Source organism: Flavobacterium frigidum (assembly GCF_048286735.1).
In the GTDB taxonomy this organism is placed as follows: domain Bacteria; phylum Bacteroidota; class Bacteroidia; order Flavobacteriales; family Flavobacteriaceae; genus Flavobacterium.
Map to the genome: position 1 here is coordinate 23,614 of NZ_JBLVPU010000028.1, position 22,745 is coordinate 46,358.

18 protein-coding genes are annotated in these 22,745 nt (G+C 34.6%); 14 read left to right on the forward strand and 4 right to left on the reverse strand.

Annotation, left to right across the window (positions count from 1 at the left end):
* The first annotated feature begins 79 nt into the window (after positions 1 to 79).
* Genes ACNQGO_RS14115 through hemL form a run of 3 tightly spaced genes read left to right on the forward strand, consistent with a single transcriptional unit; the run spans position 80 to position 3,193 of the window.
* Positions 80 to 976 (forward strand): 1-aminocyclopropane-1-carboxylate deaminase/D-cysteine desulfhydrase, encoded by an 897-nt coding sequence (locus ACNQGO_RS14115; protein WP_417985663.1) that lies wholly within the window; start codon positions 80 to 82, stop codon positions 974 to 976.
* Positions 969 to 1,877 (forward strand): glucosaminidase domain-containing protein, encoded by a 909-nt coding sequence (locus tag ACNQGO_RS14120; RefSeq protein ID WP_417946258.1) that lies wholly within the window; start codon positions 969 to 971, stop codon positions 1,875 to 1,877. The genes ACNQGO_RS14115 and ACNQGO_RS14120 overlap by 8 nt, the downstream gene beginning before the upstream one ends.
* Before the next feature lie 29 nt (positions 1,878 to 1,906).
* Positions 1,907 to 3,193, forward strand: coding sequence for a glutamate-1-semialdehyde 2,1-aminomutase (gene hemL / locus ACNQGO_RS14125; RefSeq protein ID WP_417985664.1), 1,287 nt, complete (start codon positions 1,907 to 1,909; stop codon positions 3,191 to 3,193).
* Between the two features lie 63 nt (positions 3,194 to 3,256).
* Here the strand turns inward: hemL and ACNQGO_RS14130 are convergent, their stop codons facing one another.
* The gene (locus ACNQGO_RS14130; protein WP_417971588.1) at positions 3,257 to 3,721 is read right to left on the reverse strand and encodes a hypothetical protein; all 465 of its coding nucleotides are present in this window, start codon (positions 3,719 to 3,721) and stop codon (positions 3,257 to 3,259) included.
* Between the two features lie 268 nt (positions 3,722 to 3,989).
* Between ACNQGO_RS14130 and ACNQGO_RS14135 the strand changes: the two genes are divergently transcribed.
* Positions 3,990 to 5,513: a DUF4394 domain-containing protein gene (locus tag ACNQGO_RS14135; protein ID WP_417985665.1), complete on the forward strand. Its 1,524-nt coding sequence runs from the start codon at positions 3,990 to 3,992 to the stop codon at positions 5,511 to 5,513.
* Positions 5,514 to 5,631: 118 nt separating this feature from the next.
* Here ACNQGO_RS14135 and ACNQGO_RS14140 read toward each other — a convergent pair whose 3' ends face one another.
* On the reverse strand, positions 5,632 to 6,147 hold the full coding sequence (locus ACNQGO_RS14140) for a hypothetical protein (protein WP_417971584.1): 516 nt from the start codon (positions 6,145 to 6,147) through the stop codon (positions 5,632 to 5,634).
* A 191-nt stretch (positions 6,148 to 6,338) separates the two neighbouring features.
* Entirely contained in the window at positions 6,339 to 8,048 is a 1,710-nt protein-coding gene (gene lysS, locus ACNQGO_RS14145) for a lysine--tRNA ligase (RefSeq protein WP_417985666.1), read from the reverse strand.
* Positions 8,049 to 8,258: 210 nt separating this feature from the next.
* On the opposite strand from lysS, the gene ACNQGO_RS14150 reads away from it, so the two are divergent.
* The 3 genes from ACNQGO_RS14150 (at position 8,259) to lipB (ending at position 11,410) form a co-directional block, all read left to right on the forward strand.
* Complete coding sequence (locus ACNQGO_RS14150; protein ID WP_417985667.1) at positions 8,259 to 9,056, forward strand: hypothetical protein; 798 nt, start codon at positions 8,259 to 8,261, stop codon at positions 9,054 to 9,056.
* 265 nt (positions 9,057 to 9,321) lie between these two features.
* Positions 9,322 to 10,428: a glutathione-independent formaldehyde dehydrogenase gene (locus ACNQGO_RS14155; RefSeq protein WP_417985673.1), complete on the forward strand. Its 1,107-nt coding sequence runs from the start codon at positions 9,322 to 9,324 to the stop codon at positions 10,426 to 10,428.
* 277 nt (positions 10,429 to 10,705) lie between these two features.
* Entirely contained in the window at positions 10,706 to 11,410 is a 705-nt protein-coding gene (lipB, locus tag ACNQGO_RS14160; RefSeq protein ID WP_417946807.1) for a lipoyl(octanoyl) transferase LipB, read from the forward strand.
* Between the two features lie 21 nt (positions 11,411 to 11,431).
* Here lipB and ACNQGO_RS14165 read toward each other — a convergent pair whose 3' ends face one another.
* Complete coding sequence (locus ACNQGO_RS14165; protein WP_417946806.1) at positions 11,432 to 12,091, reverse strand: ribonuclease HII; 660 nt, start codon at positions 12,089 to 12,091, stop codon at positions 11,432 to 11,434.
* A gap of 196 nt (positions 12,092 to 12,287) precedes the next feature.
* Between ACNQGO_RS14165 and ACNQGO_RS14170 the strand changes: the two genes are divergently transcribed.
* The 7 genes from ACNQGO_RS14170 to ACNQGO_RS14200 all read left to right on the forward strand — a co-directional run bounded on the left by ACNQGO_RS14170 (position 12,288) and on the right by ACNQGO_RS14200 (position 22,574).
* A complete protein-coding gene (locus ACNQGO_RS14170) occupies positions 12,288 to 15,245 on the forward strand; it encodes a SusC/RagA family TonB-linked outer membrane protein (protein WP_417985668.1) in 2,958 nt (985 codons plus the stop codon).
* Between the two features lie 13 nt (positions 15,246 to 15,258).
* A complete protein-coding gene (locus ACNQGO_RS14175; RefSeq protein ID WP_417946803.1) occupies positions 15,259 to 16,653 on the forward strand; it encodes a RagB/SusD family nutrient uptake outer membrane protein in 1,395 nt (464 codons plus the stop codon).
* A gap of 105 nt (positions 16,654 to 16,758) precedes the next feature.
* Positions 16,759 to 18,717: a putative porin gene (locus tag ACNQGO_RS14180; protein WP_417985669.1), complete on the forward strand. Its 1,959-nt coding sequence runs from the start codon at positions 16,759 to 16,761 to the stop codon at positions 18,715 to 18,717.
* A 205-nt stretch (positions 18,718 to 18,922) separates the two neighbouring features.
* Entirely contained in the window at positions 18,923 to 20,284 is a 1,362-nt protein-coding gene (locus ACNQGO_RS14185) for a pyridoxal-phosphate dependent enzyme (protein WP_417985670.1), read from the forward strand.
* Between the two features lie 125 nt (positions 20,285 to 20,409).
* Complete coding sequence (locus ACNQGO_RS14190; protein WP_417976807.1) at positions 20,410 to 20,892, forward strand: 3'-5' exonuclease; 483 nt, start codon at positions 20,410 to 20,412, stop codon at positions 20,890 to 20,892.
* 119 nt (positions 20,893 to 21,011) lie between these two features.
* Positions 21,012 to 22,292 (forward strand): DUF2851 family protein, encoded by a 1,281-nt coding sequence (locus ACNQGO_RS14195; RefSeq protein ID WP_417985671.1) that lies wholly within the window; start codon positions 21,012 to 21,014, stop codon positions 22,290 to 22,292.
* A 54-nt stretch (positions 22,293 to 22,346) separates the two neighbouring features.
* Positions 22,347 to 22,574, forward strand: coding sequence for a PspC domain-containing protein (locus ACNQGO_RS14200; RefSeq protein WP_309757950.1), 228 nt, complete (start codon positions 22,347 to 22,349; stop codon positions 22,572 to 22,574).
* Positions 22,575 to 22,745: the final 171 nt, after the last annotated feature.

Here is a 22,745-nt window from a genome sequence, read left to right on the forward strand (position 1 = left end):
ACGAATTAACCGAAATGCAATCTTTTTAGGTTGCATTTTTGGTATATATAATTTTACCTTTGTGCCAAAATCATTTAGCTTGAATCAACACTTAACAGTTTCGTTTCTAAACTCTATTTCAGTAGCCATTAAACGGGAAGATTTGATTCACCCTTTTGTTTCCGGAAATAAATTTAGAAAGCTGAAGTATAATTTGCTCGAAGCTAAAAAGGAAAAATATGAAACGCTGCTTACTTTTGGAGGCGCTTTTTCAAATCATATTGCAGCAGTAGCTTATGCTGGCAAAGAAAATGGATTTAAAACAATCGGTATCATTCGTGGCGAAGAGCTCCAAGATAAAATAACAGAAAATCCGACCTTGTTATTTGCTCAAAACTGTGGCATGCAATTTGAATTTATTTCAAGAGAAGAATATCGGTCAAAAAACGAAACGTCTTTTTTCGAAAACTTAAAACAACAATTTGGTGCTTTTTATCTAATACCTGAAGGCGGAACAAATGCGCTAGCGATAATGGGTTGCCAGGAAATTCTAACTCCTGAAGATGCTGAATTTGATTATATTTGTTGCTCCATAGGAACTGGCGGAACGATTTCTGGAATTATCAATAGTGTTTTACCGCACCAAAAAGTTTTAGGATTTCCGGCTTTAAAAGGTGATTTTTTGAAAGATGAAATTCGTAATTTTGTCCACAATGACAATTGGGAGTTGATGAACGAGTATCATTTTGGAGGGTACGCGAAAGTTAACCCAGTATTAATAGAGTTTATTAATCAGTTTTATGCTGAAAATAAAATTCCTTTGGACCCCATTTACACGGGTAAGATGGTTTTTGGCGTTTTAGATTTGATTCAGAAAAACTATTTCCGTGCTGGTTCAAAAATTTTACTAATTCACACTGGTGGACTTCAAGGGATTCAAGGAATGAATATGAAATTAAAAAACAAACATTTACCAACAATCAATAATAATGGTTAAAAAAATCCTACTAATTTTTGTACTACTTACTTTGATAGCTTGCAATGCTACAAAGCCAGTTATAGTTACAAAGAAGCCTCCTTTAAAACCTAAATCTGAGGTAGCTCGTGCAATAAAAAAACCTTCAGAGCCAAGTATTACTAAAGAAATTACAACTGTTGTAAAACCCGTGAAAAAGGATGCCAATACTAGAGAAACAGAAGTAATTGTATCCACTTCTAAGACAGTAGTTACAAATGATGTGATTGTTTCTTACATTTTCAAATTTAAAGAAATTGCAATGGCAAACATGAGAAATTATGGAATTCCGGCCAGTATTATTTTGGCTCAAGGGATTTTAGAATCTGGTGCTGGAAGAGGAGATCTAGCTGTAAGTGCAAACAATCACTTTGGAATCAAATGTCATGAAAGTTGGAAAGGAGAAAGCGTTAAACACGATGATGACTCTGATCAAGAGTGTTTTAGAAAATACAACAATCCATCAGAATCATTTAAAGATCACGCCCTGTTTTTGACTGGACGCCCTAGATATTCTAAATTGTTTGATTTTTCAAAAGGCGATTACAAGGCTTGGGCCAAAGGGCTGCGAACTGCAGGTTATGCTACAGATCCTAGATATCCAGACAAACTGATTTCTTACATTGAACGTTACAAATTAAATCAATATGACAAGCAGGTTTTGGATGATAATTATGTGGCAAAAGAAAAAGAAATGGTAGAAGATTTAACAGTCGAATCAAGGGAAATAGCAGCAACCGATTTGTTGTCCTATGTGGTTCAAAAAGGAGATACCCTTTATTCTATTTCAAAAAAATTCGATTTAAAAGTTGAGGTTTTAAAACAAAAAAATAATCTACCTGATAATACCCTTTCCATCGGACAAAGATTAGTCGTGAATTAAGTAAATAACACAAAAATATATTTCGTTACATGTTATATCAAAGAAGTAGTCAGCTTTTTGCTGAAGCAGAAAAAGTAATACCTGGAGGCGTCAATTCTCCTGTTCGAGCTTTTAGAGCAGTAGGAGGAACCCCAATTTTTGTAAAAAGTGCGAAAGGCGCTTATTTATATGATGAAGATGGAAACCGTTTGATAGATTATATCAATTCTTGGGGACCAATGATTTTAGGACACGCGTATGAACCGGTAGTACAAGCCGTGATAGAGAAAGCGAAGTTAGGTACCTCGTTTGGAATGCCAACAGAATTAGAAACGCAAATTGCAGCTTTAGCGGTTGCCATGGTCCCAGGAATCGATAAAATTCGATTTGTAAACTCGGGTACTGAGGCTTGTATGAGCGCCATAAGACTAGCTCGTGGATATACAAAAAGAGATAAAATAATAAAATTTGCTGGCTGTTATCATGGTCATTCCGACTCTTTTTTAATTCAAGCGGGAAGTGGAGCGATTACATTTGGTTCACCAAATAGTCCCGGAGTTACAGCAGGAACTGCAAAGGATACGTTATTGGCTCGTTACAATGATCTAGAAAGTGTAGCAACATTGATTCAAGCCAATAAAGATGAAATAGCGGCTATTATTGTAGAACCGGTAGCAGGGAATATGGGCTGTATTCCGCCAAATAATGGATTTTTAGAAGGCTTACGCCAAATGTGTACTGATAATGGCATACTGTTGATTTTTGATGAGGTAATGACTGGATTTAGACTTTCAGCGGGTGGTGTTCAGGAATTGCTAAACGTTACTTCAGATATTGTTTGCTTTGGAAAAGTAATAGGCGGAGGATTACCTGTTGGCGCTTTTGCTGCACGTGCTGAAATAATGGATTATTTAGCTCCACTAGGTCCTGTTTACCAAGCAGGGACATTATCAGGAAACCCTTTGGCCATGGCCGCAGGATTAGCCATGTTGCAAGCGTTAAATGCAAACCGTGAAATTTTCACCCGCTTAGCAGAGAAAACAGCATATTTGGCTGCAGGAATTGATAAAGTACTTACAGCAAACGGTGTTGCTTTTACCATAAATACAATTGGATCTATGATTTCAATACATTTTGATGCTGCTCCAGTGGTTGATTTTCAAACTGCAGCAAAGGGTGATAACGAAACATTCAAGAAATTTTTCCATGGCTTGTTGAATGAAGGGATTTATATTGCTCCCTCAGCTTATGAAACGTGGTTTATCACCGATGCATTAACCTACGAAGACCTTGATTTTACGATTCAGGCCATTGATAAAGTTTCAAAAATATTTTAAAATTAAAAAAGACCCGAAAGGGTCTTTTTTATGATATGTGATGAAATAAGTCTCGAGAATGAACTACTTTTTTTCATGAATTTTAGTTGGTTTTTGGTTTTTATGGTAGGCCATTCTTTTGTTCATACGATGATTTCTTTGGTCTTTCATATCCTCCCATTTTTTAAATTGATCAGCAGAAAGTACTTTTTTCATTTTTTCTTTCATCACGATTTGCTCGTCTAGCATTCGACTTTTTTTAGCAAACTTTTCATTAGCGGTGAGCTGTATTTTAGTTCCATCCTTGTTAGCATTGCGTTCTGTAATTCGAGCTTCTTTTTTAGTGCCTTGCTCGGCAATAATCTTGCTCATCTCTTTTTGTTGAGTGGTTGTTAAATCCAAATCTAAAGTCATCTTTTTTAAGTGTAACTCATTTCTTTGTTCAGAGGTCATTTGTTCCATTTGGGCTCTTTCAGATCTTACTTTTTTTTCTTGTGCCCAGCTTGTCATTCCAACAAGTAAAACTAAGGCGATAAGTACTTTTTTCATTTGTATTTTTTTAGGTTTATAGAGATAAGATGATGATGCCCTTAAAAAGTTTAATCGTTAACAAAAGTTTATCGTTTAATTGTCTTGATTACATAGTCTATGAATCATCGTTTTAAGAACTTAAAACTTCATTTGCAGCAAAGTTTTGAGCAGCTTGAAAACGTATTAGCAGCGAAGGAAGTAAAGTAATTTGATACTTAGTACAACTTTTAAAACCAAAAATAGGTTTATATCGTATCTAATTCAATAAACTATAAATCACACAACAATGAAAAACAAAACCCTCAATTTAGGAATTGCCTCCATTATGGGATTGGCCTTGTTATCTCTTACTGCAATTTCTTGTAATAATGATGATACAAGCGATATGATGTCTTCGGCTACGGCACCAGATGTAAATTTTACAGCATTAGCAAGTAATAACACGATTCTTACGTACAATGCTAAAAATTTAGCTACATCAACTTCAAGCACTGCAATTGTTGGTTTACCAGCATCAGAAAATATTGTAAGTATTGATTATAGACCTGCTACAGGGCAATTATACGGACTAGGGTCTTCAAGTAGACTTTATTTAATTAATGAAAAAAGTGGAGTAGCAACAGCATTAGGATCTGCCTCTTTCTCTCCTACAATTGCAAGTAACAATGCATCTGTAGATTTTAATCCTACAGTAGACAGAATACGATTAGTAACTGATTCAGGACAGAACTTAAGATTACACCCTGAGCTTGGTATCGTTGTAGCTACTGATGGAGTTATAAATGGTGGAGCTAATGCTAAAATTGGTGCAATAGCTTATACTAATAGTATGGCTGGCGCTTCAACGACTGTGTTGTATGATGTTGATTTTGATCAAGATAAATTATATATGCAAAATCTGCCTAATGATGGAGCGTTACAGCTAGTTGGTAATTTAGGAGTGAATTTTGAAGGAGTAGGCGATATGGATATTATGCCAGACAATACAACAGCTCTTGCAGTAACAAATAGTAATTCAATTTCTAGTTTGTTCACTATAGATTTAATGACTGGTAAAGCGGTTAACGTTGGTAAATTTACTGCGTCAGTAATCAGTATTGCATTCAAAACCAATCCAATTGCTTATGCTACAACTGCGACAAATATGTTGGTGCGTTTTAACCCAACCAATGGAACGAATAATTCGGTAGCTTTAACAGGTTTAGCAACAAACGAAACGATAGTTGGTATCGATTTTAGACCAGCAAACGGAAGTTTGTATGCAGTTTCTAACCAAAGTAGATTGTTTACTGTAAACACAGCTAGCGGTGCATTAACTGTTATTGGAACAGGTTTGACGCCAGCTTTATCAGGTACGTCTTTTGGATTTGATATTAATCCAACAGTTGATAGAATTAGATTGGTGAGTAACACAGGCCAAAACTTACGTTTGCACCCAGATTTGGGTACTGTGGTGGCTACTGATGGGAACTTGAATCCAGGAACTCCATTCGTGACAGGCGCTGCATACACTAATAATTTTGCCGGAGCAACAACAACTGCTTTATTTGTAATAGATTCGCAGATGGATGCTTTATTTCGTCAAGATCCCCCAAATAACGGTACATTAGTTTCTATTGGAAATTTAGGAGTAAATGTTGATGCTGATAGCGGATTTGATATAGGTGGAACGAGTACTACTGCTTTTGCATTGCTAAAAGTTAACAATGTTACTGGTATCTATACTATTAACACGGTAACTGGAGCTGCAACTAAAGTGGGAGATTTAAATATTCAAGCTACTGCAATGGCTGTTGGTTTAGGTTTTTAATACAAAGAAATAGTTTTGATTTAGTAATTAAACCGACTCTTTATTTTAGAGTCGGTTTTTTTTTGATAAAGCAATAAGTATTTAGTATTATTTTTGTTATGATTTTGCACTGACTATTTTAAAAATGCAAAGCAAAACCAATATTAAATTGCAAACTGTTGTCGTAATATTGTTTGTGAGTAGCTAGATTATAACGTAAACCGGGTTCGATACTTACATTTTTCCCTAAAAATACCGCATAACCAATTTGCGCACCTAGGTAGGTTGGATTAGCATCTGCGTCACCAAAACCTACTCCATTATAAGAAAGCTCGATAGGAATCATCGTTTTCAAATAATATTTGGCTCCAATTTTGTAGGCAATCGGTTCCCCATTTCCATCTATTTCACCGTAGCCTAATCCTAATTTAAGTGCCAGATTATCTTTGATAAAATAACCTCCTTCAGCTCCAATGTTATAGGAAGTGATCCCGTCTGAAGAACTAAAATATATTGCGGTAGTTCCTACATTTCTACCAAAGCCAGTATTGGCTTCGATAAGCCATTTTCCTTTTGATACTTGACCTTCTTTGGCTTGACCATTGGCAAAGGCAAAAGCAAATAAGGCTAAGATCGATACACTAATTTTTTTCATATTGATTTGTTTTTTGTTCTTCCAAAAATAGTTTTAAAATTGATTAACGTATGAATTTTATGACTTATTTAACCTTTTGTGATTATTGGTTTAATTTTTTATCATAAGGAAAGTATTTTAAATCTTAAATAGGCATAAAAAAAAGGAACTCCATTATGAAGCCCCTTTTTGATATTCTGATATAAAATAAATTACTCTTTCAATCGACAACTCTTTAAATCTCCTTCATCAACTACTTCGGTCAATCCCAAAGAAGATAAGTTTTTCATGGCTTTGTCCCATTTTTTACCGCTCAATCCAGAGGTCATTTTTAGTGCGCCAAATTCCATTTGGTTGTTGTTTGTTTGCAATAACACAACAATCAATTTCTCATCTTCTTCTAATTCAATTTTAATCTGTTTTTTCTCCGGTCGCATTTGAGGGAATAATAAAACTTCCTGAATAGAGGAGTTGTTTGTCAAATACATCATCAAACGATCCATTCCTATTCCTAATCCAGAAGTTGGTGGCATTCCGTACTCTAATGCTCTCAAGAAATCTTCATCAATAATTCCGTTTGCTTCATCATCTCCTTTTTCAGACAAACGCATTTGCTCTTCAAATCGTTCTCTTTGGTCAATAGGGTCGTTTAATTCAGAGTAGGCATTGGCTACTTCTTTTCCACAAACCATTAATTCAAAACGTTCTGTAAGCTCGGGATTATCGCGGTGTTGCTTGCAAAGTGGTGACATCTCTTTTGGATAATCCGTGATAAAAGTGGGCTGAATATAATTGCCCTCGCATTTAGCACCAAAAATCTCATCAATTAATTTTCCCTTTCCCATGGTTTTATCCACGTCAATTCCCATACCTCTTGCTGCTTCAAACAGTTCGGTTTCATCTTTTCCAGAAATATCAAAGCCGGTAAAGTGCTTGATAGAATCGGTCATCGTTACGCGGGCATAAGGGGCTTTAAAGTCTACTTTATGTTCGCCAAAAGTAGCTTCGCTCGTTCCATTTACACTAACAGCGCAATGTTCGAGTAAGTTCTCCGTGAATTTCATCATCCAGTTGTAGTCTTTATAGGCTACATATATTTCCATGGCAGTAAATTCTGGGTTGTGCGTTCGATCCATTCCTTCATTTCTGAAGTTTTTCGAAAATTCATACACGCCATCAAATCCGCCAACAATCAATCTTTTTAAATACAACTCATTCGCAATACGCATATACAAAGGCATATCAAGCGAATTGTGATGTGTAATAAAAGGTCGCGCCGCAGCACCACCAGGAATAGGCTGTAAAACAGGTGTTTCTACCTCTAGATATCCCGCATCATTAAAGAAACTACGCATGGCATTAAATAATTTGGTGCGTTTAATAAACGTTTCTTTTACGTGATCGTTTACCGTTAAATCTACATAACGTCTGCGGTAACGTTGTTCCGGATCGGCAAAGGCATCATAGGTTTTTCCATCGGCATCTGTTTTTACTACTGGAAGCGGTTTCAAGGCTTTTGCCAAAACCGTCAATCCATAAACATGAACCGATATTTCTCCTACTTGCGTTTTGAAAACCGTTCCGCGAACTCCAATAAAATCGCCAATATCCAATAGTTTTTTGAAAACCACATTATACATTGTTTTTTCCTCATCAGTTGAAATATCATCTCTAGAAACATACACCTGAATTCGGCCTTCAGCATCTTTCAATTCAGCAAACGAAGCTTTTCCCATGATGCGTTTTCCCATCAATCGGCCAGCTAAAACAACTTCTTTCCCCTCATATTTTTCAAAATCGGCTAGGATTTCGCTAGAATACGCGGTTGTAATAAATTCGGCTGCGGGATAAGGCTCAATGCCTAAATTGCGTAATTCGGTAAGTGCTTCTCTGCGTAATATTTCTTGTTCGGATAATGCCATTTTATGCTGATTTTAAGAGCGCAAAGATACTATATAAGTTTTTAAATTTAAAGTTTAAAATGTATCGTTTTTTGAAGCATAATATTTCGTTTTTTCAAGACGATTTGTCCCGCTATTAGCTCTATCTTTTTTTCTTGTTCAAAAAAAAACAAGAAAAAAAGGATGCCGCTGCTATCGGGGCTATGGTACAATTTTTATTTTCAAAAGAACATGAAAAATAGTACAAATAATGTATATTTGAAACCAAATCATTTTGCAAATATTCAAATGAAAAAATATAGTGTGTTATTTCTATTCATCTTTCTAAACAGTTGCCAAGTAACAGAAACCATCCATTTGAACCAAGACGGAACTGGAAAAATTGAAATTAGTAGACTTCGTGAAGAACAAAGTTACATGCAGCTTATGGGTGAAGAATATTCTAAGGAAGAAATTTTTAAGGATACCACCTACGTTTTTCAGGATTTGATAGCAAAGCATTACGAAACGTTTTCCAGATTGCCAGCACTTGAAAAAGCCATTTTTCAAAAATTCAATAAGGTAAAAGTACACAATAAGAAAAGCTCATTCGACAAAGAATTCCGCACAACTATAACTCAAAATTTCACTACAATATCCGAAGTAGCTGATTTATACAAAACCGAGGAATACGCAGATGACATCGAGAATAATTACGCATTGGTTGCCGAAGAACATTATTACAGTGTCAGCTTTACTTTTGACGGCACTACATTTAAAAGAATTGTCAAAATTACAGATGCAGTAGAATTAAAAAAGCAGCAAGAAGAAATTGAAGGATTGAAAACTCGCTTTTCAAAATTTAAAATCATTCAGCCTTATATTTTGAAATACCATTTCCCTAGAAAAATAAAGTCGGTTTCAAATCTAAAAGCAAAAATTAGCGAAGACAAAAAATCACTGGAATTGCAATTTCTTTTATCAGATTGTCTGCAAAATCCCGAAAGCACCAATCTGGAGGTGGTTTTGGAAACAAATGAAGTCAATTAAAACTTTATTTAAAAAAATATGAAATATCTAGTAATTAAATCTAATCCTATTGAGGCATGAAGAAGTAGCGTGATTTAATAGTAATAATTATGTAAAGATCATTAATAATTCTATAAAAACGATGGCGAATATATAATCTATATTTGATAAAGAGCAAATTTTCAAATCGTAATGGTTCAAAATCAGGTAAATAGAAAATAATTTAAATAATGATCTTATGAAAGCACTTGTTTATTTCGGTCCCCGCGATGTGAGGGTCGTAGAAATGCCGGATGCCAAAATTGAGCAGCCGACGGACGTACTGGTTAAAATAACGACGACAAATATTTGCGGATCCGACCTTCACATGTACGAAGGAAGAACCGATATGGAAGCCGGCAAAATTTTAGGACATGAAAATATGGGTAGGGTAGTCGAAATTGGAAAAGCCGTAACTCAGATTAAAGTAGGGGACATGGTCTGTCTTCCATTTAATATTGGATGCGGTCATTGTCAAAATTGCGAAAGCGGCTTAACGGGTTTTTGTCTTACAATGAATCCGGGAACCGCGGGTGCTGCCTATGGATTTGCGGGGATGGGTCCTTACAGCGGTGGTCAGGCCGAATACCTTCGGGTGCCTCATGGTGATTTTAATTGCCTCAAATTGCCAGAAGATGCCGTAGAGAAGGAAAATGATTATGTGATGTTATCGGATATTTTTCCAACAGGATATCATGCGACGGAATTGGCTGGTGTAAAACCTGGTGACTCTGTGGTGATTTATGGTGCAGGTCCCGTTGGACTAATGGCAGCACATTCGGCAAGTATCAAAGGTGCCAGTAAGATTATGGTGGTAGACAATCATCCTGATCGGTTGAAGCTTGCAGAAGAATTGGGCGCTATTGCAATTGATTTCTCAAAAGGGTCAGCAGTAGAGCAAGTGTTGGAACTCACCAACGGTATGGGTGCCGACAGAGGTTGCGAATGTGTAGGGTACCAGTGTTGTGATAAACATGGTAAGGAACATTCAAATGTAACCATGAACGAACTTGTACAGGCCGTAAAAGCAACTGGTTCCATAGGTGTTGTAGGGGTCTTTGTTCCTAAAGATCCTAAATCTAAAGAGGAATTACAAAAAGAAGGCCACATGGATTTTGATTTTGGTCAATTCTGGATGAAAGGACAGCGAATAGCAACAGGGCAGGCAAATGTCAAATCCTATAACCGTCAGCTTTCTACCTTGATTTCTGCTGGTAAAGCAAGGCCATCATTAATTGTCTCGCATGAACTTTCATTAGACGAGGCTCCAGATGCTTACAAGCATTTCGATGCCCGCGATAAAGGATGGACGAAGGTGTTACTGAAACCAGAGATGATAAATGCTAAAAAATAAATTTTAAATGTTTTGAAGATTTTGCACAACATATTCTACCGATTTAAGTGTTTGTTTCGTGCCGTGTTAGTTAGTAATTAAATGGATAATAATAATTCTATACAAGTGGATTATAATTATCCATTTTTTTGTTCTGGTAAAATATAATTTGGGGTTTAATTTTCATAATTTAAAAATTCCTAATTCATTATTCAACATTCGTATTTCAAACCTTTGTACCTTTGTACTTCAAAAATAAGTGAACGAAATGAGATTGCTTCGTTCCTCGTAATGACAAATGAATAAAATCATCCAACTTCAAGATTTAGGAACAAAAGATTACAAGGAAACTTGGGAATACCAAGAAGAATTGTTCAAAGGAATCGTCGATTTAAAAATTCGAAATCGCAGAGAAGATCTTGAATTACCAACTCCAAATTATTTTCTTTTTGTGGAGCATCCGCACGTATATACCTTAGGGAAAAGCGGTGATTTAAGTAATTTACTTTTATCCGAAAAGCAACTAGAAACCAAAGGAGCAACTTTTTACAAAATCAATCGTGGCGGTGATATCACCTATCACGGACCAGGACAAATTGTGGGTTATCCTATTCTAGACTTAGAAAATTTTTTTACGGATATTCACAAATACTTGCGCTTTCTGGAGGAAGCTATTATTCTTACGTTGCAAGAATACGGAATCATTTGCGGTAGGAGCGAGGGCGAAACTGGAGTTTGGTTAGGAGCAGGTACGCCATTTGCCAGAAAAATTTGTGCCATGGGCGTTCGTGCTTCCCGCTGGGTAACTATGCACGGATTTGCATTAAACGTAAATGCCGATTTAGGTTACTTCGATAATATCATTCCGTGTGGCATTCGAGGCAAAGCAGTAACTTCATTGAATGTGGAACTTGGAGCCGAAAAAGTAAATGAAATAGAAGTGAAAGATAAAATCCTGAAACATCTCACTCATTTGTTCGAAGCTACATTCGAGAAATCTTAAATCAAAATCGTAAATCAGCAATCAAAAATCAAAAGAATATTGTTCTGGCAATAATCGGAAAGTCATTCGGTGGTATTTTGTTACTCCATATTTTCTAATGGCCTCACGATGTTCCTTAGTAGGGTACCCTTTATTCTGTTTCCAATTGTACATGGGGAATTCTTCATGAATTGTATTCATATATTCATCACGATAGGTCTTGGCTAATACAGAAGCAGCAGCAATACTCATAAATTTTGAATCTCCTTTAATAATACTTGCATTTGGTATTGAATTTAAAATTTCTATTTCAGCAGCTGTAAAAATTCGACCACCACGATTTTTTATGCCACCTTTTGCTATAAAAGGACTATTTCCGTCTACAATAATAGAGACAGGTCTAGGATCTAATTTTAATATACATTCTTGCATTGCTTTTACAGAGGCGTTTAAAATATTTATTTCATCAATTAGTAAAGGCTCAAGATGGGTAACAGCAAATGAAATGCATTGTTGTTCTATAATAGGTCTTAGTTTTTCACGTGCCTTTTCAGATAACTGTTTGCTGTCGTTTAGTGTGCTGTTTAAAAAATAGTCAGGAAGTATCACCGCTGCTGCAGTAACAGGTCCAGCAAGACAACCGCGGCCCGCTTCATCAGTTCCGGCTTCTAAATTTGGTGTTAAATAAAAGGATGTTAACATTAAATTAATTTTGACAAAAATATGATTATATATTTAAATACTTACATTAATAAGTGTAGTAAGATTAAAGTATTGAAGTATGTGTTTTTTTTATGTAAATCTGTTATTGATTATATTTTGTTAAATTATCTAAAAGTCTTGTTTCTTTAAGATATTATTAGGATTTTTGTCAAATAACTAATTCAAATTATTTAATATGAGATCAAAATTCAAATGGATTTTTTCATTGCTAATGGCTTTGTCCATGCAATTTGCGTTTGCACAAGAAAGAACGATCACGGGTACAGTTTCTGATGGTGCTGGACCAGTTCCTGGTGTAAATGTTCAAGTAAAAGGCACTAAAGTTGGAGTGCAAACAGGCTTTGATGGTAAATATTCTATTAAAGCTAAAACGGGTGATGTGTTAGTTTATTCTTTTGTAGGAATGAATGAAATTACTAGAACTGTAGGTGCTACAAGTTCTATGAATGTTACCATGCAGGACGAAGCTAAGGCCTTAACCGAGGTTGTAGTAGTTGGATATGGTGTTCAGAAAAGAAAAAAAGTAACGCAATCACAAAAAGTAATAGAAAATGCTTCGATGGACAATCTTACTGTTTTGTCTCCACAGCAAATGCTTCAGGGGCAAGCTGCCGGTGTTCAGGTGGTTCAATCATCTGGAGTTCTTGGTGCTGCTACTGTTGTTAAAATTAGAGGTAATGCATCTATTACAGCAGGTGGTAGACCATTATATGTAATTGATGGTGTACCTATGAGTGATGGTTTATTTACAAATGCTCAAGGAGGGCAGGCTTTAAACCCATTGTTAGAGATCAATGCAAATGATATCGAAACTCAAACTGTTTTGAAAGATGCTGCTGCAACTGCTATTTATGGTTCTAGAGGTTCTAATGGTGTAATTTTAATTACTACTAAAACCGGTAAAAAAAATCAACAAGCTCGAGTTACTTTCGAACAGACACTTTCAGTTAGCAAAGCAACTGATTTATTGTCGATGATGGATGGTACACAGTACAGAAAATTTAAGACTTTAAGAGGAGACAATCCTGTTAATTTTTTGAATAATGATTATGACTGGCAAGCAGGTGTACTAAGAGATGGTGTTTCAAGAGGAACTAATGTTTCTGTTTCTGGTGGTAGCGATAAAACTACTTATTATGCTGGATTTGGAAGATCTGACTTGCAGGGTTTTATGGTTGGAAATAATCTGAGTAGTACGAATGCAAAATTATCTTTGAATACAGAGGTTAATGAAAGAATTAAAATTGGTGGTAATCTTTCGTACAGTGAGGTTATTAATGATAGAGTAGGTTCTGAAAACAGTGTTTTTGCTCCATTAACTGCTGCTTACCTACTAAGTCCTTGGGTTTCTCCTTATGATGCAACGGGTAATTTTGTAAGGCTTCCTGGTTTTATTCCAAACGTTGTCGCTATTGAGGCATTAGACACTAACGAGTCTAAAACATCAAGAGCTTTTGGTAACATATTTGGAGAAGTTCAACTTTTAAAAGGATTGAAATACAAAGCTGATTTTGGTATCGATAGATTAACGCTGCAGCAAAAAGAGCGTTCTCTAGATATCAATTCTCCTACGGGTTATGGGTACTACAATACTGTTTTTCAAAGTAAATATGTTGTTACCAATACTTTGAGTTATGAGAAAGCTTTTGGAAAACATAATGTATCAGGAGTTTTAGGTTCAACGTACGAGCAAAATGATATAATATCTGCAACAGTTGAAGCTACTGGTTTCGCATCAGATTTGCAGTTAAACGTGTTGTCGGGTGCTACCAAAACAACAACCGATTCTAGAACTTTTAACTCTAGATTAAACGGATATTTTGCAAGATTAGCGTATGATTTTGATTCTAAATATCTAGTGGAGGTTTCAGGTAGAAGAGATGGTTCTTCTAGATTTGCAGAAAACAGAAAGTATGGAGAGTTTTGGGCCGTATCAGGAGGTTGGAACATTGCTAATGAAGAATTCATGAGTAATGTAAAATTATTTTCTGAATTAAAGTTAAGAGCTTCTATCGGAACTACTGGTAATGACCGTGTGAATGATTTCGCATTTTTTCCATTGTACACTGGAGGTACTGGTGGAGCGTATAATGGTACTCCCGGTTTTAATTACACTCAACCTGAAAATAGTGAATACAGATGGGAGCAATCTAAAACCACTAACTTAGGTTTGGATGTTGCTTTCCTTAACAATAGAATTAGATTATCTGTAGATGCATATATTAAAAAAACTACAGACTTGATTTTGAACGTTCCAATTCCTGGAACAAATGGTTTTACAGTACTTGCTGCTAACGCAGGTTCTATGGAAAATAAAGGTTTAGAATTTGATCTTGCTACTGTAAATATAGATACAAAGAATTTCAAATGGAAAACATCTATTAACGTAGGAATCAACAAAAATAAAGTTCTAGAATTACCAGGGGCTTCTTTTGGTGCCGATGGAAAAAGATTTATTGGGTTAACAAATCAAAGAGCAATCGAAGGTGCATCCATAAATGAATTTTTCTTAGTTAGATATGTTGGTGTTAATCCACAAACAGGTAATGCAGAATGGTTAGATGTAAACGGAAACGTGACTACAGCCCCAACAGATTCTGATAGAGTACGTGTAGGAACTGCTAATCCTGATTTTACAGGGGGTATAACCAATACTTTTAATTACAAGAATTTTGATTTGAATGTTTTAGCAAACTTTAGTGTTGGTAACCTGATTTATGATGGTGGTCAGGCATTTACAGATAATTTAAATGGTGATTTTAATAAATCTACTGCTGTTTTAGATTATTGGACTACTCCAGGTCAAATTGCATATGCTCCATCTTTGACTAGTACAACAAGAGCAATATTCAATCGTAGATCGACTGCTCAATTAAAAGATGGTTCTTTTTTAAGGATCAATAATGTTACTTTAGGATACAATTTAAGTTCAGCTATTTTTAAGGATTCTAAATTCTTTACCTCGGCTAGAATTTTCGCTACTACAACAAATGTTTATACCTTAAAAAAGAAAGAGTTAAAGGGTGTTGATCCGGAGACTACAAATTCAATTGGTAATCAAGTTCAAGGTGAAGCTTTCTTTACACCACCGCAATCAAAATCTTATTTACTAGGTGTAAAATTAACTTTCTAAAATACTAAATATTATGAAAAATATAAAAAACATCCTCTTAGTTTTGTCTGTGTTTGCAGTAGCAAGTTGTGATAATTCCTTAGAATTAGTTCCTGAGGATTCACTTCTGCCATCTGTCATTTTTTCTACAGAAGCACTAACAGGTAATGCTGTAACGGGTATGTACAGTACTTTACAGAGTTCAAATACATTGTCAGGTATTCCAGATACTATGTCTGAATGGCAAGCAGATAATGTAGAATTTGTAGGGTCATTCCCTACGTTTGATGAGATTTACACATTTAATACCTTGTCGGATAACACTTCTATTTTAAATGTATGGAACGCTCATTATTTTACGCTTAATCAAGCTAATATGATTATAAAAAATGTGCCTTCCGTTCCAGGTTCAACTTTTACTGACGCGGAAAAAAATGATTTTATTGGTCAAGCAAGATTTGTAAGAGCGCTAATGCACTTCAAACTCTCGCAATTGTTTGGAAAGCAGTTGAAGCAAGATCCTACAGGTAATAGTTTATCTATTCCTTTAGTTCTTGAACCGTATAATGGTGTTGTTCAAAGACCAGTAAGAAATACGTTGAAAGAAGTGTATGCTTCTATTGAAGATGACTTATTGTTTGCAAAAACTTCAATTACCAACACTGCAAAATCTAGAGCCAGTGTGGCTGCGGCTAATGCGCTGTTGGCTAGATTGTATTTGTACCAAGAGCGCTTCCCGGAAGCTGCTGCTGCTGCTAATACTGTAATTGGTACAGCGGGTATATCACTTGCTGCTAATTATACTTTTTACAACAATCCAAGTACTGAACATATTTTTCAAGTGCAAAATGTTGCAGGAGATGCTGGTGCTGGAGAGTCATTCTCAAAATTATACAGCCCTACAGCTTTTGGAGGTAGAGGTGATACTCCTTTCTCAACTAATTTAATAGCTGCTTTTGCTGCTGAACCAGGTGATTTACGTTATAGTACCCTAACAAGATCAGGTGTAGATGCTAAAAATAGAACTTCTGTTTTTACAACTAAATATCCTAATGGAACAAGTAATCAAGATGATCCCAACGTTCTACGTGTTTCAGAAATGTATTTAATTAGAGCTGAGGCAAATTTTAGAGCAGGTTCTGCTATAGGTGCAACTCCAGTGTCTGATGTAAATCGCACAAGAGTTAGGGCTGGTTTAGCTCCGTTGGTTTCGATATCTTCGATAAATGATATTTTGGTAGAAAGAAGAAAAGAGCTTTGTTTTGAAGGTTTAAGAAGAATGGATTTATTAAGAAACAATCTTCCTTTAAGATCAGCTGGAATGCCTAGTGCTGCTGTATCTACGCCAACATCTGATAAAGTTGTATTTCCTATTCCTCAAAGAGAAAGGGATAATAATCCCAATCTAGCGCAAAATAGTGGGTATTAGTAATATTCTTTTAAGGCTTCCTTTAATTAGGAAGCCTTTTTTTTTTTTCTTCTTTTTTATAATCTACATTTGTAGCATGACAGGTTTTAATTTATACTCTCCTCCATGCAACAGCGACTTTTATTTTTTTATATTATAGTAATATGCCCTTTTTTATTTTTTGCTCAAGTAAATAATGAAACTAGTGTACAGCAACGGAAATCAATTAGAGTTGTTGATACACTTAAAAATAAAAAAGTCGCATCTATCGATCTTTACAAAGTAATTTCTGTAGAAAACGATACAACATATATTGATACTTCTCTAACTATTCAAAAAGAGTACAGTCACAATTATTTGCGTAAAGATATTTTTGGTTTACTGCCGTTTGCCAATGATGGACAAACCTACAATACACTGCAATACAGTTTGAATGAGTTTAATCCGTATCCTGAATTTGGATTTAAAGCCAAGCATTTTAATTTTTTAGAAGCCAATCAAATTAGGTATTATTCTGTTGCCACTCCAGTTACAGAATTATATTTTAAAACAACGATCAGTAAAGGACAATCTGTAGATGCGTTTATTACTTTAAACACGGCTGAAAATTTTAATTTTTCAATTGCGTACAAAGGTTTGCGATCTGAAGGTGAATACCTCAATCAATTATCAAGTACGGGTAATTTTAGGTTTACGACCAGTTACAATACTAAAAACAAACGCTATTTCGCAAAAGCACATTATACGTTTCAAGATATCTTAAATGAAGAAAATGGCGGTATAACTACAACAAATGATTTTGAAAGTGAAAATCCTAATTTTGACAATAGGCAACGATTTGAAGTTTATTTTACTGATGCAAAGTCTTTTTTGAAAGGTAAAATAATTTTTCTAGATCATAATTTTAGAATAAATTCAAAAAAGGGAAGCAACAATTTATATCTAGCACATCAATTCAATTATGAAAATAAATTTTTTGAGTACAATCAGGCTACGGTACCTTCTTCGGTAGGTAGTACAATTGTATTCAGATTTGGGGAGTCCTTTAAAAATAGTGATATCAATGATCAAACTCGTTATAACAAAATGTATAATAAAGTTGGTCTTGTTTATGAGAATGTTACTTTAGGTAGGTTTCAATTTTTTGCAGATGATTTTAGGTCTAATTATTACTATAACCAAATCTTAATTTTCGATAATCAGAATATAATTCCAAGTGCTTTTAGTCAAAATATTAATAGTGTAGGAGGTCAATATGAGGTTCAAAAAAAGAACTGGAACGGTAGTTTTTTATATTCGAGATCAATCACTGCCCAATCATTGTCTAATCTTGATGCAAAATTAGGGTATGATTTTAATGATGAAATTCAATTTACACTTAGGTATCAAAATGTGAATAAATTGCCCAACAGTAATTATAATCTGCATCAAAGTAGTTATCTACAATACAATTGGTCAAATGAATTCAAGAACGAAAAAATAAATTCAATAAGTGCTAACGCCACCACTCCTTGGGTTAATGCAGAAGTGCAATATTCGATTTTAAAGGATCATTTGTATTTTAATGATGCATCAAGTGATGCAGAAGTGCAAGCCAGAACGCAGATTGTCTCTCCTTCGCAATATGATGGTACTATAAATTACCTTTCGGTAAAAATTAGTAGAGAGGTCGTTTTTGGCAAATTTGCTCTTGACAATGCCGTATTGTATCAAAAAGTGACTCAACAAAATGAGATTTTGAATGTGCCTGAAATTGTATCACGAAATTCGATTTATTATTCGATTTATTTGTTTAAAAATGCATTGTATTTACAAACAGGAATTGTATTAAATTATTTCTCAAACTATTACGCAAATGAATACAATCCAGTAATTGGCGAGTTTTTTGTGCAAAATGAAAAACAAATTAGAAATCATCCTAATTTTGATTTTTTTATAAATGCAAAGGTTCAAAGGACCCGAATTTATTTTAAAGCGGAACATTTTAACTCTTCATTCACAGGAAATAATTTCTATGCATCGCCTAATAATCCATCGAGGGATTTCACAATTCGTTTTGGCCTAATTTGGAACTTTTTTAACTAAAAACTTTTCAGATTTTAAATTTTAAAATGCTTTTTTAGGGCGTTTTACCGTGCTATCCGCTATATCTTTCCTTGCTTAAAGAAAGCAAGCAAAGGATGCCGCTTTTATCACGAACGCAAAATCCTGTAAGAAAGAATATTTTGTAACAAAATGCTATCTTTGCAACATTATTTACAACAAATCAAAATCTTAAATTCATAATAAAATGCGCTACGCAGAAAATATATTAGGCACCATTGGAAATACGCCATTAGTAAAATTGAATAAAGTAACTGCAGAAGTCAATGCCTTGGTACTTGCTAAAGTCGAAACTTTCAATCCAGGTAATTCTGTGAAGGATAGGATGGCAGTAAAAATGATTGAAGACGCTGAAGCCGATGGTAGATTAAAACCAGGCGGTACCATTATTGAGGGTACTTCAGGGAATACCGGAATGGGATTGGCATTAGTGGCCATAATTAAAGGGTATAAGCTAATCTGTGTAATTTCAGACAAACAATCCAAAGAGAAAATGGATATTCTTCGTGCCGTTGGCGCAAAAGTAGTGGTTTGTCCTACGGATGTAGAACCTACGGATCCAAGATCTTATTACTCAGTTTCAAAACGATTAGCCGATGAAACTCCAAATTCTTGGTATGTAAATCAATACGATAATCCGTCAAATGCAATAGCGCACTACGAGCAAACGGGTCCTGAAATTTGGGAACAAACGGAAGGTAAGATTACTCATTTTGTTGTAGGAGTTGGAACTGGAGGTACAATTTCTGGTGTTGCCAAATACTTAAAGGAGAGAAATCCAAATATCAAAATTTGGGGAATTGACACCTATGGTTCGGTATTTAAAAAATACCACGAAACAGGAATTTTTGATGAGAATGAAATCTATTCGTATATAACAGAAGGAATTGGAGAAGATATTCTTCCAAAAAACGTTGATTTCTCTTTAATTGATGGTTTTACAAAAGTAACTGATAAAGATGCTGCGGTTTATACTCGTAAAATTGCACTTGAAGAAGGTATTTTTGTAGGAAATTCAGCTGGAGCAGCAATTAAAGGGTTGTTGCAACTTAAGGATCATTTTAAACCTGAAGATGTTGTTGTTGTTTTGTTTCATGATTCAGGCAGTCGTTACGTAGGTAAAATGTTCAACGATGATTGGATGCGCGAACGTGGTTTTCTAGAAGAAGAAATTACAAAAGCGGAGGATGTTATAAAAGATCATATCGATAAACCATTAATCGTGGTTCGTACGGAAGAGTTAGTTTCGCATGCAATAGAAAGAATGCGTAAATACAAAATCTCTCAAATTCCGGTTATTGATATCAATGGTTTTGTGGGTTCTGTTGACGAAAGTGACTTGTTTCAAAGTTACGTTGCTGATAAAGATGTATCCGACAAACCGATTAAAGAAGTAATGGGTAAACCGTTTCCAATCGTAAAACACGGAACAACTATTGAAGAAGTGTCTAAATTATTCACTAAAGAAAATGAAGCTGTTTTGGTGGAATTAGAAAATGGAAAGCACCATATAATAACTAAATATGATATTATTGGGTCGATAAAATAATTTTTTTTGCCACAAATCAAGTAAACTTCCATAGTCTGGATCCGTTTATTTGATTTGTGGCTTTTAATTTGAAGAATTTATTTTCTTTTGTCTACAGCTTTATTCGTTTATCGAAATTCTAAAATATGACCTTCACTGCAATAGATTTTGAAACTGCAACTGCATTCCATCCATGTTCCGTTGGTATTGTTACCGTAGAAAATGGGATAATTACAGATGAGTTTGTTAGTTTAATTAAGCCACCAAATAATTTATATTCTCCTTTTACAATTCAAGTTCATGGGATATATCCTCGAGATACGGTGAATGCAAAATCATTTGCACAAGTATTTCCTGAAATTCAAAAACGCCTGAAAAATAGAGTGGTTGTGGCTCATAATGAGAGTTTTGATAGAAATGTACTTGCTAAATCAATGGCGCTTTATGGTTTGGATTATGCTGATTTGAATATCGCATCCCGTTGGGAATGTACCGTGAAAATTTACAAAGCCAAAGGGTTAAAGCCAACCAAATTAAGTGATTGTTGCCGAGAAATGAATATCGCCCTAAATCATCACGAAGCATTATCTGACGCTCGTGCTTGTGCCAAATTATATATGATGAGATAAAAAAATTTATATCTTTCAATTGCCATACTCTTTTTCTAAAGAATTTTCTGAAATTTTTAATTTAGATAATTTGTTATTCCTTTTTTTACTACATTAGTCTTCAATCTAATATGTTCAATATGAAAGAAGATTTCCTTCATTATCTGTGGAAATTTAAGAAGCTTGATGTCTTAAATTTGAAAACTTTCAATGGTGAGGAAATCACAATTATTAATGTTGGTCAATATTTAGAGCTTGCAGGTCCTGATTTTTTCAATGCTCAAATAACCATTGGGAATCAAAAATGGGCTGGAAATGTCGAAATTCATCTTAAATCTTCAGATTGGTATGTGCATCATCACGAAAGAGACGAAGCCTACGAAAACGTAATTCTTCATGTGGTATGGGAACACGACTCGGAAATTTTTAGAAAAAACAATATCGAGATTCCTGTTTTAGAACTTAAAAAGTATGTAGATGCTGCAACAATATCTAATTATCAATCTTTAATTTCCCCTAAATCGTGGATTTTCTGTGAGAAGCAAATTCAAGAAATTGATGAATTTACATTCAAAAATTGGCAGGAACGTTTATTTTTTGAACGTTTGGAAAGAAAATCAAAACCGATATTTGATTTATTAGAACAAACCAATCACGATTGGGAAGCAGTTTTGTTTTGTCTTTTGGCGAAGAATTTTGGACTAAATACGAATGGTGAAATCTTTTTAGAAATCGCGCAAAATATTCCCTTTTCAATTGTTAGAAAAGAAAGTTTTGAGGTCGAAAATCTGGAAGCTTTAGTTTTTGGAACTGCAGGATTATTGGATTCTGAAAAGGAAGATAATTATTTTAAAGATTTAAAATTCAGGTATTTCTATTTATTGCATAAATATCAACTAGAAAAAAGTTGTAGTGAGCCAGTTCAATTTTTTAAGCATCGTCCCGATAATTTTCCAACGATTCGACTGTCTCAGTTGGCCAATTTATATCATAATCAGCAGAATTTATTCTCGAAAATCAACACGCTAAATTCTTTAAAAAGTATCTATGATTTGTTTCAGGTTTCAGTTTCTGAATATTGGCTGAATCATTATCAATTTGATAAAGAAAGTCCAAAGAAAAAGAAATTACTATCTAAATCCTTTGTCGATTTAATTGTTATCAACACGATAATTCCGCTTCAATTCGCTTATGCAAAAAGTAAGGGAAAAGAAATTTCGGAGGATTTAATTCAACTCTTAAAGGAAATATCACCAGAAAAAAATGCTATTATTGATAAGTTTAATTCTTTCGGAATTGCTTCAAAAAGTGCCTTTGATTCGCAATCATTGATTCAACTCAAAAATGAATATTGTAACAAAAGTAAATGTTTAGAATGCCGTATAGGAATAGAACTGCTTAAAAAACAAGTAGTGGTTTAAAAGGCATCAGCTGGATAATTTTGTATTTTTGTACCTAATTAATAATTCTTTAAAATGTCTGCAATTATAAAACTTAAGTTTTTTTTTGAAAAACACGGTTTTCATGTTTCCTCGCGTTTGGCTGATACTTTAGGTATGAGAGCCAGTAGCGTCCGATTATTTTTTATTTATTTATCATTCGTTACCGCAGGATTATGGTTTGCAGTTTATTTAACGCTTGCTTTTTGGATGCGTTTAAAAGACTTAATACGCGCTAAGCGTACCTCAGTTTTTGATCTATAAAAAAAGCCGAACGAGTAGACTGCCCCCATAAAGTTAGACACTATTTGGGGGTATTTTTTATGGAAAGAAAAGTCAAGTATGATTATGCGTTTAAGCTCGAATGCGTAAAATTAGTATTGGAAAAACATTATTCATGTAATTATGTTTCAAATCAAAAAGGACCAAATGAAT

Excerpts from the sequence above, each read along its gene's own strand:
- ACNQGO_RS14120 (WP_417946258.1), top strand. The coding sequence starts at position 969 with ATGGTTAAAAAAATCCTACTAATTTTTGTACTACTTACTTTGATAGCT.
- hemL (WP_417985664.1), top strand. The coding sequence starts at position 1,907 with ATGTTATATCAAAGAAGTAGTCAGCTTTTTGCTGAAGCAGAAAAAGTA.
- ACNQGO_RS14130 (WP_417971588.1), bottom strand. The coding sequence starts at position 3,721 with ATGAAAAAAGTACTTATCGCCTTAGTTTTACTTGTTGGAATGACAAGC.
- ACNQGO_RS14135 (WP_417985665.1), top strand. The coding sequence starts at position 3,990 with ATGAAAAACAAAACCCTCAATTTAGGAATTGCCTCCATTATGGGATTG.
- ACNQGO_RS14140 (WP_417971584.1), bottom strand. The coding sequence starts at position 6,147 with ATGAAAAAAATTAGTGTATCGATCTTAGCCTTATTTGCTTTTGCCTTT.
- lysS (WP_417985666.1), bottom strand. The coding sequence starts at position 8,048 with ATGGCATTATCCGAACAAGAAATATTACGCAGAGAAGCACTTACCGAA.
- ACNQGO_RS14150 (WP_417985667.1), top strand. The coding sequence starts at position 8,259 with ATGAAAAATAGTACAAATAATGTATATTTGAAACCAAATCATTTTGCA.
- ACNQGO_RS14155 (WP_417985673.1), top strand. The coding sequence starts at position 9,322 with ATGCCGGATGCCAAAATTGAGCAGCCGACGGACGTACTGGTTAAAATA.
- lipB (WP_417946807.1), top strand. The coding sequence starts at position 10,706 with ATGAATAAAATCATCCAACTTCAAGATTTAGGAACAAAAGATTACAAG.
- ACNQGO_RS14165 (WP_417946806.1), bottom strand. The coding sequence starts at position 12,091 with ATGTTAACATCCTTTTATTTAACACCAAATTTAGAAGCCGGAACTGAT.
- ACNQGO_RS14170 (WP_417985668.1), top strand. The coding sequence starts at position 12,288 with ATGAGATCAAAATTCAAATGGATTTTTTCATTGCTAATGGCTTTGTCC.
- ACNQGO_RS14175 (WP_417946803.1), top strand. The coding sequence starts at position 15,259 with ATGAAAAATATAAAAAACATCCTCTTAGTTTTGTCTGTGTTTGCAGTA.
- ACNQGO_RS14180 (WP_417985669.1), top strand. The coding sequence starts at position 16,759 with ATGCAACAGCGACTTTTATTTTTTTATATTATAGTAATATGCCCTTTT.
- ACNQGO_RS14185 (WP_417985670.1), top strand. The coding sequence starts at position 18,923 with ATGCGCTACGCAGAAAATATATTAGGCACCATTGGAAATACGCCATTA.
- ACNQGO_RS14190 (WP_417976807.1), top strand. The coding sequence starts at position 20,410 with ATGACCTTCACTGCAATAGATTTTGAAACTGCAACTGCATTCCATCCA.
- ACNQGO_RS14195 (WP_417985671.1), top strand. The coding sequence starts at position 21,012 with ATGAAAGAAGATTTCCTTCATTATCTGTGGAAATTTAAGAAGCTTGAT.
- ACNQGO_RS14200 (WP_309757950.1), top strand. The coding sequence starts at position 22,347 with ATGTCTGCAATTATAAAACTTAAGTTTTTTTTTGAAAAACACGGTTTT.